The sequence below is a fragment of the Mesorhizobium sp. M7A.F.Ca.AU.002.02.1.1 genome, assembly GCF_003998535.1.
Taxonomy (GTDB): domain Bacteria; phylum Pseudomonadota; class Alphaproteobacteria; order Rhizobiales; family Rhizobiaceae; genus Mesorhizobium; species Mesorhizobium ciceri.
Window position 1 is genome coordinate 1 of the sequence record NZ_RZPB01000093.1, and the last position, 12,591, is coordinate 12,591.

General features: G+C 60.7%; 14 protein-coding genes. 4 read left to right on the forward strand and 10 right to left on the reverse strand.

What is annotated here, in order from left to right; genetic code table 11:
- The first annotated feature begins 250 nt into the window (after positions 1–250).
- The 3 genes from EN879_RS08755 (at position 251) to EN879_RS08765 (ending at position 3,166) form a co-directional block, all read left to right on the forward strand.
- Complete coding sequence (locus EN879_RS08755; RefSeq protein WP_082826651.1) at positions 251–1,546, forward strand: sugar ABC transporter substrate-binding protein; 1,296 nt, start codon at positions 251–253, stop codon at positions 1,544–1,546.
- A gap of 111 nt (positions 1,547–1,657) precedes the next feature.
- On the forward strand, positions 1,658–2,572 hold the full coding sequence (locus tag EN879_RS08760; RefSeq protein WP_013530273.1) for a sugar ABC transporter permease: 915 nt from the start codon (positions 1,658–1,660) through the stop codon (positions 2,570–2,572).
- A gap of 60 nt (positions 2,573–2,632) precedes the next feature.
- On the forward strand, positions 2,633–3,166 hold the full coding sequence (locus EN879_RS08765) for a hypothetical protein (RefSeq protein ID WP_063170086.1): 534 nt from the start codon (positions 2,633–2,635) through the stop codon (positions 3,164–3,166).
- 44 nt (positions 3,167–3,210) lie between these two features.
- Here the strand turns inward: EN879_RS08765 and EN879_RS08770 are convergent, their stop codons facing one another.
- The 10 genes from EN879_RS08770 to EN879_RS08815 form a co-directional block, all read right to left on the reverse strand.
- Positions 3,211–3,804: a hypothetical protein gene (locus tag EN879_RS08770; protein WP_013530275.1), complete on the reverse strand. Its 594-nt coding sequence runs from the start codon at positions 3,802–3,804 to the stop codon at positions 3,211–3,213.
- Entirely contained in the window at positions 3,801–4,391 is a 591-nt protein-coding gene (locus EN879_RS08775) for a L,D-transpeptidase (protein ID WP_024502269.1), read from the reverse strand. The genes EN879_RS08770 and EN879_RS08775 overlap by 4 nt, the downstream gene beginning before the upstream one ends.
- On the reverse strand, positions 4,375–5,538 hold the full coding sequence (locus EN879_RS08780; RefSeq protein ID WP_013530277.1) for an AAA family ATPase: 1,164 nt from the start codon (positions 5,536–5,538) through the stop codon (positions 4,375–4,377). The genes EN879_RS08775 and EN879_RS08780 overlap by 17 nt, the downstream gene beginning before the upstream one ends.
- Positions 5,535–6,122 (reverse strand): TadE/TadG family type IV pilus assembly protein, encoded by a 588-nt coding sequence (locus EN879_RS08785; protein ID WP_244514262.1) that lies wholly within the window; start codon positions 6,120–6,122, stop codon positions 5,535–5,537. The genes EN879_RS08780 and EN879_RS08785 overlap by 4 nt, the downstream gene beginning before the upstream one ends.
- 41 nt (positions 6,123–6,163) lie before the next feature.
- Positions 6,164–6,658, reverse strand: a complete 495-nt coding sequence (locus tag EN879_RS08790; protein WP_063170088.1) for a TadE/TadG family type IV pilus assembly protein — start codon at positions 6,656–6,658, stop codon at positions 6,164–6,166.
- A gap of 7 nt (positions 6,659–6,665) precedes the next feature.
- Positions 6,666–8,186 carry a pilus assembly protein TadG-related protein gene (locus EN879_RS08795; RefSeq protein WP_063170089.1) on the reverse strand — a complete coding sequence of 507 codons (1,521 nt, stop codon included), beginning with the start codon at positions 8,184–8,186 and terminating at the stop codon, positions 6,666–6,668.
- Between the two features lie 71 nt (positions 8,187–8,257).
- A complete protein-coding gene (locus tag EN879_RS08800) occupies positions 8,258–8,548 on the reverse strand; it encodes a hypothetical protein (RefSeq protein ID WP_063170090.1) in 291 nt (96 codons plus the stop codon).
- Positions 8,535–9,980 carry a type II and III secretion system protein family protein gene (locus EN879_RS08805; protein WP_063170091.1) on the reverse strand — a complete coding sequence of 482 codons (1,446 nt, stop codon included), beginning with the start codon at positions 9,978–9,980 and terminating at the stop codon, positions 8,535–8,537. Before EN879_RS08805 ends, EN879_RS08800 begins: the two co-directional genes overlap by 14 nt.
- Positions 9,981–10,033: 53 nt before the next feature.
- Positions 10,034–11,068 carry a Flp pilus assembly protein CpaB gene (gene cpaB / locus EN879_RS08810; protein WP_127274011.1) on the reverse strand — a complete coding sequence of 345 codons (1,035 nt, stop codon included), beginning with the start codon at positions 11,066–11,068 and terminating at the stop codon, positions 10,034–10,036.
- Between the two features lie 78 nt (positions 11,069–11,146).
- On the reverse strand, positions 11,147–11,371 hold the full coding sequence (locus EN879_RS08815; RefSeq protein ID WP_063170093.1) for a Flp family type IVb pilin: 225 nt from the start codon (positions 11,369–11,371) through the stop codon (positions 11,147–11,149).
- Between the two features lie 531 nt (positions 11,372–11,902).
- Between EN879_RS08815 and EN879_RS08820 the strand changes: the two genes are divergently transcribed.
- Positions 11,903–12,591: ATPase, T2SS/T4P/T4SS family (locus tag EN879_RS08820; RefSeq protein WP_164774347.1), on the forward strand; the 689-nt coding region annotated here is incomplete at its 3' end.

Genomic DNA, 12,591 nt, shown 5'->3' on the forward strand with positions numbered 1-12,591 from the left:
TACCGGTTGCGCTTGCGGCGTTGCAGACCTCGAACGGCGTCCAGATCGCCAAGGTTTCTGCCGGCGTCGTCCTTGCCATCCTGCCGCTGGTCGTGGCTTCCCGCTTCATCCAGCGTTTCATCGTCCAGGGCTTGACGTTCGGCAGCGTGAAATAGGCCGGCCGCTCCGAGAGCCGACATGGCTCGCTAGCCGGTTATGAAATCGTGGCGGGATCACCGCCGCGTCCAGAGGGAAAGAGGAGTAGAGAGTTATGACTTGGAACAAGCAGACCTTGATCAAAATGCTGATGACGGCCGTGAGCGGGGCAGCTGTTGTCAGCGCATCGCTTCCGGCCAGGGCGGCTGAGCCCATCACCTTGCACGCCTTGATGGAGGACGTGCCGGAAACCAAGATCATTGAAGCGCTGTTGCCCGAATTCGAGAAGCAGACCGGCATCAAGGTCGAGTTTGAGAAGATCGGCTATCCTGACATGCACGACAAGCTGGTGTCGCAGCTGACCGCGCCGCAGAGCTACTACAATGTGCTCGAGGTCGACTTCCTGTGGGCCGGCGAATTTCCGGCGGCCGGCTGGCTGGCCGACCTGAAACCCTTCGTCGAGAAATCCAAATACGATCTGAGCCCCTTCATTCCCTCGACGCTTGACCTGCTCGGCCGAACCGAGGACCAGCTGTTCCTGGTGCCCATGTACAACTACTCGATGGGCCTCCTCTACCGGAAGGACCTGATCGGCGACGAGAAGCTCAAGGCCGCCTACAAGACGGCAACCGGCAAGGAGCTCGCTTTGCCGACGACGCTCGAAGATTATGTGGCGATTTCCAAATTCATGAAGGCCAATGCCGGTGTCGCCGGGGCCGCGATGCAGGGCCAGCGCGGCGATCCCAACAGCATGGAATTCTCCAACTACCTGTTCTCCGCCGGCGGCAGCTATCTCAATGCCGACGGCAAGGCGAGCCTCGACACGGCAGAGGCCAAGAAGGCGCTCGATCTCTATGTCGACAATCTCCAGCACGGCGCCCAGCAGGGTGCCGTGTCGGCCACGCTCGACGACACCATGCGTCTGATGTGCAGCGGTTCCGCCTTCAGCATGGTCACCTATTGGTGGATGCTGCCGCAGATGGACGATGCCGTGAAGTGTCCGACGGTCGCCGGCAAGGTCGGCCTGTCGGTGATGCCGGGCGGCCATGGCGAGAGCGGCGGTTGGGGCTGGGGCATTCCCAAGAACACGTCGCCGGAAGAGCAGGAAGCCGCCTGGACCTTCATCCAGTGGGTGCAGAGCAAGGATGTTTCGGTGAAGCGCGCGCTCGAGGGCCACGCGCCCGTGCGCAGCGATGTCTATGCCGATGCGGCGGTGCTGGCGAAATATCCCTTCTACAAGACCGCCCAGGATGTGGTGGCGACCGGCAAGTCGTTCCCGATCTTCACCTATTCGGCGCAATACGAGGATCTGCTCGGTACCCAGCTTTCGCTGGCGGCTGGCGGCCAGGCGACATCGGACGCGGCGCTGAAGGCAGCTTCCGACGGCCTGCAGGGGCTCCTCGACAAATAGCGGTCCGGCTCGGCAAGGAGACCCGGCGCGGCGATGTCAGCCGCGCCGGATTTTCCAGACCCCGGATCTTGACGAGATCAGCAACGCCACCCCGACCAAGGCTCGGCCACGATGCACAATGCGATCAAAAAAGGATGGGCTGCCCGTGGCCGCGAGTGGCGGACCGGCTGGGCCTTTGCCTTGCCCGGCCTGCTGCTGCTGGCGATCGTGATGGGCTTTCCCCTGGCCTATGCCTGCATCCTCTCGATCTCCTCGATGACCTTGATCAAGCCGCAGCTCCTGCCGCTTGTCGGGTTCAAGAATTTCGCTTCGATGATCGGCGATGAGCTGTTCTGGAACGCGCTCTGGCTCACCGTGCGCTATTCGGCGGTGACCGTGGTCGGCGAATTCGTGATCGGGCTCGGCATTGCCCTGATGCTCAACCGGACGGTCCGGATGAAGCCGGTCTATTTCGCGGTTCTGACCATTCCCATGGCGATGTCGCCGATCAGCGTCGCCCTGATCTGGCGCATGCTGCTCCAGCCCAATCTCGGCATCGCCAATCATCTCATGGAGATATCAGGCCTGCCGCGCCTCGACTGGCTAGGCACGCCAGGCATGGCACTCTGGACGATGGCGGCGATCGACATCTGGCAGCAAATGTCCTTCGTCGTGCTGATCCTCGCCGCGGGGCTCGCCGCTTTGCCGCGCGATCCCTATGAGGCTGCTGAAGTGGACGGCGCGCGCGGCTGGCAGCAATTCCTCTACATCACGCTGCCGATGCTTCGGCCGGTCGCGGCGATCACCATCATCATCCAGCTGATCAACGAATTCCGGACCTACGATCTGCCCTATGTCCTGACCAAGGGCGGGCCGGGCAACGCGACCGAAGTGCTGAGCTTCTTTGCCTATCGCCGTGCCTTTCTCGGCCTTTCGCTCAACGAAGGCGCGGCAGCCGCGTTCGTGCTGCTGCTGATCGTGCTTCTGCTCACCGTGATCTTCTTCGCCGTCCTCGAACGCTCGCAATCGGGAGAGGGCCGGAAGTAGGGTTGTTAAGCCTTGCGCAATCTATGCGGCCTATCCTGGCCTGCAGATTGTCGAGGGAACATGAAACGCAAGCCGCTCCTGCTTTTCGCCTTTCCGTTTCTCATTCTGGCGGTCCTGGCAGGGGAGCGCATGGCGACCTTGTTGCTGGGCATCTATCCAGCCAGCCCCACCGCATGGTGGCTATGGCTTGAACTGCGCCCCTTGTCGACGGTGCTTTGGCAGCAGGTGGATGTCTGGCTGGGCGGTTCCATGGCTTTCGAAGCCGCTATCCTTGCCGCCGCATCGATCGTCTGCTGGATGGCGTGCCACGCCAAGCGGTCGGCTTTCTTCTTCCTCGCCAACCATATCGCCCTGATTTTCGCCGGGCTGATGATCGCGGTCGGCAGCCATTCGGAAACGGCAAGCACGATTGCCGAATTCACGTCGCCCAAGGGTCTTCCCTATTCGCTGGCCGTCGATTTCACCTTCAAGAACAGCTTGGTGCTGCTTTTGGGCTTCGTGGCCTGTGCCTACTGCCACATCGCCTTCCTCACCGAGGCGCGGGAGCGGTCCGTCCGGGCCATCCGCATCCTGGCGCTGCAGCGCGATCTCTAGATCGTTCGCCACTTACACCTTGCACGATCCGGGCTCTGCTGGGTCTAGTTGATCCGGCGGTAATAGACCTTGCCGTCGGGCTGCTGGATGCGCTGGTAATTGGAGCTGGGAGCAGGGGGCGACGCCGATGCGATTCTCCTCCTGGGTGCGGGCGCTTCGATGACGCCGGGTTCGCTCGCGCTCTCGCCGCCGAGGGCTTCGGGCGCTTGCGCCAGCGTGCTGGTGGCGATTTCGGACGGTTCTTCCACGCCCGGCATGGCCTCGCCGCCGGCGACCGGCATAGTCTGCCCAAGCCGGGCAATGCTGGCATCGATCTCGTTGAAGCTGCCTTGCAACTGGCTGTCCAGTTTCTCGAACCGGCTCTGAAAACCGTTGTTGACCGTGTCGAGCCGGGCTGCGATCCGCTGCTCGAATGCGCCGAGCTGCTCCAGCCGCGCCTCGACGAAACGCAGGTCGCTCATGCCCCGATAGAGATAGACCGCGGCCGCCATGTTGACTGCGGTGATCAGAAGCGCGCCGCCGGCGACGATGACGGCGATCGTCTTTGCCTTGCTGGGTTTCCCGGCGGCAGCCGGTTCGCGCTGTTCCTGGTTTCCGATATCGATCGCCGGCATGTCCGGTTCGCTGATCATCGTCATTGGACCACCACCTTTGCGCCGACCGCGACGCGTTTGAAAAGATCGATCACATCCGTGTTGGTGAGGCGAAAACAGCCCGATGTCCCGTCGAAGCCGACACCCGACGGGTCGTTGGTGCCGTGTATGCGGTAGAGCGTGTCGCGCCCGTCCCGAGACAGGTAGAGCGCCCTTGCGCCGAGCGGATTGTAGGGGCCGGCGGGCACCATTTTCGGCAGCTCCGGCTGGCGGGCCCGCATTTCCTGCGGCGGGCGCCACTCCGGCCATTCGGTCTTCGCCCCCACCTTGACGATGCCGGTCCAGCCGAACCCGTCGCGCCCGACGCTGATCTGGTAGCGCAGCGCCTGGCCCTGGCGGGTCACCAGGTAAAGCGCCTTCTCGTCCTTGCGGATGATGATCGTTCCCGGCTGCTCGGCGGTTCTAAAGGCGACGGCCTTGCGCAGGCTGGGCCCCATCGCCGGCAGCGGCGGCCGCTCCGAAAGTGCTGATCGCGCCTCGGCGAAGCCGTGGACGGACAGCGCCAACGCCATGCCGAGCACGCAGGCGCCGGCGAGCTTTGGGGCGATCCGGTATCTATCGGGCAGCGTCATCGAGCCGCTCTTTGAACATCCGCTTCAGATCCTTGTTGAAGCGCGCCCGCCCATCCACTTCGGAAGGCGGGATGGCCCTGTTCAGCGCATCGGTCAGAAGCGCGTTGTCGAGCGCGACCGACTTGATGTGCGGCGCCTTGAAGATCTTTTCGAGCTCGCTGCGCGAAAAATGGTTCCCGAACCATTTGCGCTTGTGCTTGTTGGCGACCAGCGTGATGCTGACCGCATTGCCGCGCAGCTCGCGGATCTTCTTGTAGAGCCGCTTGCCTTGCCGCAGCGACGCGACATTGAGTTCGAACACGATGAAGATCTCGTCGCTCGTCGACAGCACGGAATTGTGCCAGGGCGTTTCCAGATTGGGCAGGTCGATAACGATGTCGTCGAAGCGGTAGGCGACGAGGTCGAGCAGGCGGAAGACGAAATCGCTGCCATGCGGCTCGAACGGCAGTTGCGGCCGCTCGAATGCATAGAGGGTGAGGCCGGACGGGCGCGACAGCTTGATGACGTCCATCAGCTCGACATCGAGCCGCTCCGGCTGGCCGATGATGCCGGCAAGGTCGAACTGGTTGAACAGATTGAGATAGGCGCCGCAATTGGCGCTCTGGAAATCCAGGTCCACGAGACAGGTGGACGCCGCGCGCTCGCCCGATTTCGACGCCAGGAATTCGGCCGCCGACAGCGCCAGCGTCGTGGCGCCGGCGCCGCCGCTGGCGCTGATGAAGGTGATGATCCGGCTTTTGGTTCCCTGGTTGCCGGTGTCGTGGAAGGTCACCGCATTGAGCAGTTCCTTGCCGTCGAGCGGCTTGTGCAGCCAGTCCGAGGCGTTCATGCGCACCAAAACGCGCGTCTGCTCCGAGCTCAGCTCGTCGGAAACCGCGATCAGCGGCACGCTGGCCCACAGTGCGCGCGCCTCGACGATGCCGGGCCTGCCGAGCAGCTCGCCATTGCCGAGATCGAGGATGACGATGCCCGGGCGTGTGTCCGCCGGCGGTCCTTTCAGAAAATCGCTCGTCTCGGAAACCCTGACGTCATAGATCGCCAGCGCATCGAGCCGCGTCGCCACATCGCGCTTGAAATTCGGATCCGACGAAAACAGCGCCACCTGCTTGCGCTTGGTCGGCGTAACCTTGGTGTTGATGGCGTTCATGGCCAGGTACTCTTCATGTCTTCGCCCGTGACCGTGCTCAGCATGGAGGGCATTGTGATGTTGTTGAAGCCGAGCAGTCCGCCCAGGAAGAAAAACTGGAAGGGATGGTTGGTGATGCTCACCGTGATGGTCGGCACCGGTCCGCTGGGACGCGTCCAGTAGCCGAGGCCGGAAGCCTGGTATTGAATCCTGACTTCGGACTTGGCCAACATCGGCAGGAATGTCTGCATTCCGGGCCGGCTGCTGTTGCCGCTGAAAATGAAATTAAAGGCATCTTGGCTTACATTGAGGTTCTGGCACGTAGCGCCTGTGCCGCAAACGCAAGAGACGCTTCCAGCGGTGTTGGCGGTGCAGATATAGTTGTAAGTGTTTGCGGGTACCGCAGTGCCGACTTTAGTTAGGTCGGTCTGCGTTATCGTCTCGGCCAGGAGCCCGCTGGCGACAGGTGTAGAAATCTGCGCCAGCCTTGCGCCGGCTTGCACCGCCTTATTCCCGGCATTCCATTGGTAAAAGGCGTAGCCGAAATCGATGAAGCCAAGCAAAAGCGTCAACAGCAGCGGCATCACTATGGCCATTTCGACCATTGTCGTTCCGGACTGGCTAGCCCAAAACTTGGTGCGCCCCATCACCATCCAATGACCCGTTCCTGATGGGATACACTGAGGGTCAGGGCTCCAAAGCCAAGATACGACCAGAATCCAACGTCCGGATAAGAATAGGAGGTGCTGACGTCCACGACATCGACTTTGGTCGTGCTGCTGAGATAAAGTTGCGTGCCCGTGGCGGCATCAACCGCGTCCAGCGAGACCGCCTTGGTGATGTCAACCGCCGCCGGCAGCCATCCGGTCACTCTGGCGCTGCCGTTAGCGACCGCCCCATTGGCAGCAAGGTTCTGGGCTCGGCCCTTGCAAGTCGCCCAATCGCTGCTGCATCGTGCCATGTAGCGCCCCGCATCCTCAACGCCAGCTTCGAGAAGCATCCGCGTATTCAGGATGTTGGAGAACTCGAACACACCGGCCGATAACAGCAATACGAGTGGTATCGTGATCGCGGCTTCCACCAAAGCGGCGCCACTTTCGTCGCCTTGGAACCGTCCAATGATTCTGCGGAGCCTGGTCATGTCAGCGCTACCGATACAACTGGGCTTCGTTGCGGAATGCTTTGTCTACCAGGGTGTTGTTGGCAAATCCGCCATCGACATCGACGATCTCAAGGCTGATAGCCTTCTCGGCGCCTGTACCGTCCGGATTGTCCTCGTCGTTGGGATTCACCTTCTGGATAGGGTTGTTTATGAAGACGCTTGCATAGCCATCCGGTCGGACTGCGGTGTGGCCGTTCAGCTTCGCCTGGTTTGCTTTGCAATCGATAATGGCCATGTTTATCAGCCGGCGGCTCGGATCCGCCTTGGTGAGGTCCCCCTTGTAGCAGGAAGGCGTTCCAACTTCGTTCGAAGGCCCTTTCGATTTGTCGCCCACGATTCCGGCCGCGATTTCATAGTTGTAGACATCATACCTGGAGGCGGGAACGTTCCGCTTGAGAGGGTCGGTCTTCGCCGGGAGGTTTGGATACGCTGCGTTCTTATGATTGGCGGCCCAGTAGGCGGTCCAGAAGGAATTCGCCGCGATCGGCAGCGTCATGCCCTTAGCGGAGTCATAGCCGGTGCCATCCGGGAGAGGCAACGCGGAACCATCCGTCGCGACATCAAACTTGTTGCAATTGCTGTTCTTGCTGGCCCCCTTGCGGACATTGCTCGCCGGGCGGTAGCCAAGGTCTGTGTTATTTTTCAGATTGCCCTGATAGAGATCGAACCGGACATTCAGGCCAGTATTGACCTGACCCAAGGTGACACCCGTTTTCGTGGTCAGCGAAGTGCGGCTGTAGCAGGTGCCGGCGGTCCCCTTGGCCATCCCCTCCTGTATCGAGGTCAGGCCGTTTTCCAGCAGGCCAAAGTTGCCCGGGCCGGGGTTGCTATCGACTTTCAGAATACGAAATTCGCGGCTATAGGTGTCCCCCGACGCGAACGCCTGCTGGATCGTTTTGCTGGTCAACGGGTCGGTCGTCTCGAACGGATTGCACATGAAGATCGGCACCGTTTCGCAGATCGACTGGACAAATCCGGCCACAGCCTGAGGTCTGATGTCGAATGTGTTGCTGCCGCTGACAACGCTTGCCGGAAAGATCGCTTCGAAGGCCCCGGCACCATCCGCCAGGCCGGACGGGTTCACGGTCACCAGTGAGAATGTCACGGCTTTAGGGTCGGTGCTTGCCCAGTTCACACCATTGGCGTCGACACCAGCGGCACTCAACTTGATGCTGTCGTCGGCCGGTATCCCGGTCAAGTATGTAACGGTCACATCGGCTAGAGCGAGTGTATGATCGCCTGCCGTTGAAAACTTGGTCTTGTTGGTGAGAAGGGTAGTCTTGGCCAGATTGGCTCTGGTGATCGAATCCGATCTGCCATCCAGTTCCGCTGCCGTTGCCAGAGCAAGGGCATCAACTCCCTTTTGCAGATCGTTGTGAAGTCCGTTGGCTCGGCTCATATCGATGGCCAGCAGAGCGAAGCCGATAAGCACGGGCAGCATGATTGCCACGAGGATCATCGCGATGCCGCGTTGATCGTTCCAGAAGGCACGAATGGTCCCCAACATGACCTTACTCTCTGCTTTCCTGCGCCAGAGCCCCTCGCATGCCCGGCGCCCTGCGCATCCCTTCGTTCAGTTCACTGTGTCACACCCGACCCGCCGACATTGACCGTGATCGCTGGTGGCGGCGGCGGTGGCGGTGGATATTTGTAGCCTTGGGCAACGGCTGCGGCGCGTGCGCCGTCGCCTTCGATATGTGTGTTTCGGGACGCCGGGTTGAGCGGGTCGACCGTCTGCAGCAGCGAATTGAACTTCTGCGTGTCGCCGGCGGCCAGGGTCACCGAATCATAATGGTTCAGATAGTCCGCGGCGCAGCCCGACAGGGCGCTGGCGCACAGAATGAGGATCAAGGCGCTATTTCTTGACATAGAGCATCTTGTCCTTCGATTTGAAGTCGAGCATGTGGCCATAGGGGCCGGTGACGCCTTCGCCGGTTTCATATTTGCGGACCATGTCCTTGGTCACTTCCAATTGGCCGAGCACGAAGAACTCCGGATCGTTGGCGGGCCGTGTCTTGTCGAACGGTGTCGCCAACTGCTCCCCAGGCTTCACCGGCCGCACGATATGCGGCGTGACGATGACGACCAGCTCGGTCTCTTCCTTCTGGTTGCTCGAACTGCGAAACAGCGTCCCGATCACAGGCACTTGGCCGAGCCAAGGCACCTGATCCTGGAGCTTGGTGGTCTTGCTGGACAGAAGCCCGCCGACGGCGAAGCTCTGGCCGTCGCGCAATTCGACGACGGTCGACAATTTGCGGTTGGTGAAGATCGGGTCGCCGGCGGTGGTGAAGCCGGTCAGGTCACTGACCTCCGGCGCCAGGTTCATATGAATCTTGCCGTCGTCGAGTACGACCGGCGTGAACAGAAGATTGACGCCGAATTGCTTGTACACGATGTTTACCTGGCCGTCCTTGTCCAGACTGCGAATAGGCACTTCACCACCGGCGTTGAAGCTGGCCTGCTCGCCGGAAAGCGTGGTGAGGTTGGGGTTCGCGAGCGTGCGCACCGCGCCTTTGGACTCGAGCGCCTCTATGATCAGGTCGACCTTGATGTTGCTGTCGATGACGCGCGTGATAAGCGCTCCGAAGGGCGCCGAGTTGGACAGGAGGCCGCTGAGCAGACCGCCCGGTCCGAGCACGACACCGTCCTCGTCAACGGCAGCAACACCGGTACCGGTACGGGTTGTGCCATCGCCGTTCCTGCTTTTGATCGACACGCCGAGGTCGCGGCCGGTGTTGCGCTTGGCTTCCAGCACGCGCACTTCCAAATTGACCTGCTGGCTGTCGTCGACGATGACGGAGTTGATGACGGCATCGGGTCCATATTGCTGCGCAACCGCCATGATCGCCGCCAGCGTAGCGCCATCTTTCACATGCCCGCCAAGCCTGACCCTGCCATTGACCGAGCCCACTTCGATGCGCGACTTTGGCGCGACCTGGCGGATCGCCTGCGCCATGTCGCTGACATCGACGCCGACCTCGATCTGGAGGGCGCCGAGCGAGCGCTTATCGGTGGAGAACAGATTAACCGTGGTGGTGCCGGCGCCCTTACCGATGACGTAGAGCGTGCGGTCGGTCATTGGCTGGGCATCGGCGATCTTCTCGTCGCCAACGACGATGTCGCCCAGATTGGCACTCACCTGGATCGTCACCGATTGCGACATCGGCAGGAAAATCCGATGAACGCTGGGGGTCGACACATCGATGAAGCGGTCGGCCGCATTGGCCGCCAGGCCCGACAGCAACAGCGCCCCTAGGCACGACAACGCGGCCGTCGCTATCCCTAAGCAATATCCCCGCATCCCCGTCTCCCCACTCGCTGCCGGTGGCAGTCCCGTTTATTAGCCGCACCTTATCATGGTTGTCGCGGCACGTCATATGTCTCGAGCTTCACACCCCGAAAAACGCCGATCGTTGCCCGCGCCGGCGGCTCAGGCTGCACATATTTGACCACTTCCTTGACGACCGGCTGCGGTGCCGCCATCACGATCGGAGCAGGCTTTACCTTGCCCAACTCGTCGAGGCGGCTTCCCACCCGCTCCACAGCCTGCGTCAACCCGGCAATCTTGTCCTCGGCGCGCTTGCGCTCGGCTGTAGCCTCCGCTTCGGCCGCTGCCTTCCTGTCGCGCTCCGCCTGCCTGGCGGCGACATCGGCCGGCGTTTCGCCGGTCAGGTCGGAAAGCGTCACCCGCTCGGTCATTTCGCCCTTGCTGGCGGCGGCCTGGCGAAGCGCCAGCGACAATTGGCCGGCGCCTGCCGCAAGCGTCAGCTTCTGCGCGTCCTTGGTGCTGGCTTCCAGCGTTACGGACTTCACCACGGTTGGGCTGTCCTTGCTCACATCGGCCACCTGGTCGATGGCGAGCACCTTCATGCTCTGCAGCAGCACATCGACGAAACTCTTGTCCGCTCCATCATCGCCGCGCACCGTTCGCGTCAGCAGCACATCGACCCGGTCACCCGGGAAGACGAAGCCGGCGACGCCGAGCACGTCGTTCACCCTGATGGAAACAGCTTTCATGCCTTCGCCAAGCACCGCCGAAAGTGTGGCGCGTTGGCCTGGCCCAGTGATCTTGCTGGCGAGGACTGGTTCGTTGGTGCTGATGGTCTGAAGCGCTTGCCTTGTACCTTCGCCGGCCAAGGCTTCCTTTGTCGTCTTGAAAGCGCCTGCCGGTATTGCGCCCGCCGGCCATGCGACTTCGCGCAATGTGTCCGCACTCAGCGCATCGCCGAATTTCAGTGGTATCGCCGCAACCACGACAGTGCTGCCTTGAACAATACCCGTTTGCGCCATGGCGCTTCGCTGGCCAGCCAGCCAGATATTGACCAGCACAACCGCCAGGACACCGAAAATACCGGCAAGAACGATCATGATGAGTGTGTTCGCGCGCATGGTCCCAAAAACCCCAAGAAAGGCAACATATCGGGCAACAGGGACCCGGATCAGATCCGGGTCCCGATTGGAAAATGATCAGGGACCAGGAGTAGCCGTAGCAACAGTACAGTTCGTCACGCCAGCAACGCCCGTCAGCTTGCTGCAGAGATTGGTGAACGAGCCGTTCACCCACACTCCGATAGCGATGATCGTCACGATCGACGCCGCGGCAATGATGCCGATGAGGATGGAATATTCGACCATGGCAGCGCCGTTTTCATCGTCGCGGAACTGCCGGGTCATCGTCATGAGCTTCTTCATGTCAATTTCTCCCTTTGGAGGTTGGAACCCGACGAGACAGAGCAAGAGATGAAATCCATACCCAAGCATCCCCCGTCATCTCGATCCTAGGTCCCGAGAAAATGCAGAGTCAAACGACATTAAGGGTTCCTTAACTTTCATGTACCTGATTCGGCAAGAAGGTGGCAAAGTGAAATCTTATCAAGGGATTGATTCTTTTCATTTTTCGATCGCCCTTAACCATTCATTCACAATTTAGCCGCTCATGTGGCGAAACCGTGGAAGCATTAGAAGAAATGCATATTCCTTTATATCTAAGGACTTAAGCGGGAGTTTTGCTAATTTTCGCGGCGCGGGCGCATGAGCCTGAGAGCTGAGGATAAATTTGGGGAACTCCGCATGCCCTCTGCACCAAATAATCAAGGGATTTGCGGTCCTTGATCTTAACTATGCCGAAAGTAATGGCTGTGCGCCGGGCATCCAGGCGCTTGTGCGCTCGTTGGTTAACGTTTAGTTTCCGCTAATGCGTGTCCGAGGGGAGTATAAGCAATTATGCTGGGACGGTTCATCAAGGGGCCAAGCGAACAGCAGGCAGTGACAAAGGTCGAGCCGCTGGCGGTGCAGCCTGTTGCTCCGGCTCTTCTGCCAGCCGTTGATATTCAATCGCATGGTGACGATTTCCTGACGATCAAGGTCGAGCTGCATCGCCACTTGATCGACCGGTTCAACCTGACCGCGCTTGAAAGTGCTTCCAAGGATGAGATCCTGAACGAGATCCGTCCAATCGTGCGCGAGTTCGTTCGCGCTCGCGCGGTGCCGCTGAATGCGCGCGAACTCGATCAACTCACCAGCGACACCGCCGACGAGATGCTGGGCCTCGGGCCGATCGAACCGCTGCTCAAGGATGATTCCATTACCGACATCCTGATCAATACTCACAAGCGCGTTTTCATCGAGCGGCGGGGCATCGTCGAAGAGACGCCAATCCGGTTTCGGGACGAGGCCCATCTGCTGCGCGTCATCAACAAGATCGTTTCGGCTATCGGCAGGCGGGTCGATGAATCGTCGCCCATGGTCGATGCCCGGCTGGAAGACGGCTCACGTGTCAACATCGCGGTGCGGCCGGTCTCGGTCGACGGCCCGCTGGTATCGATCCGCAAATTCTCGAAGAATCCCTATTCGCTCGAACGTTTGATGGCATTCAATTCGATCCGTCCGCCGATGATCGACCTGCTGCGGAT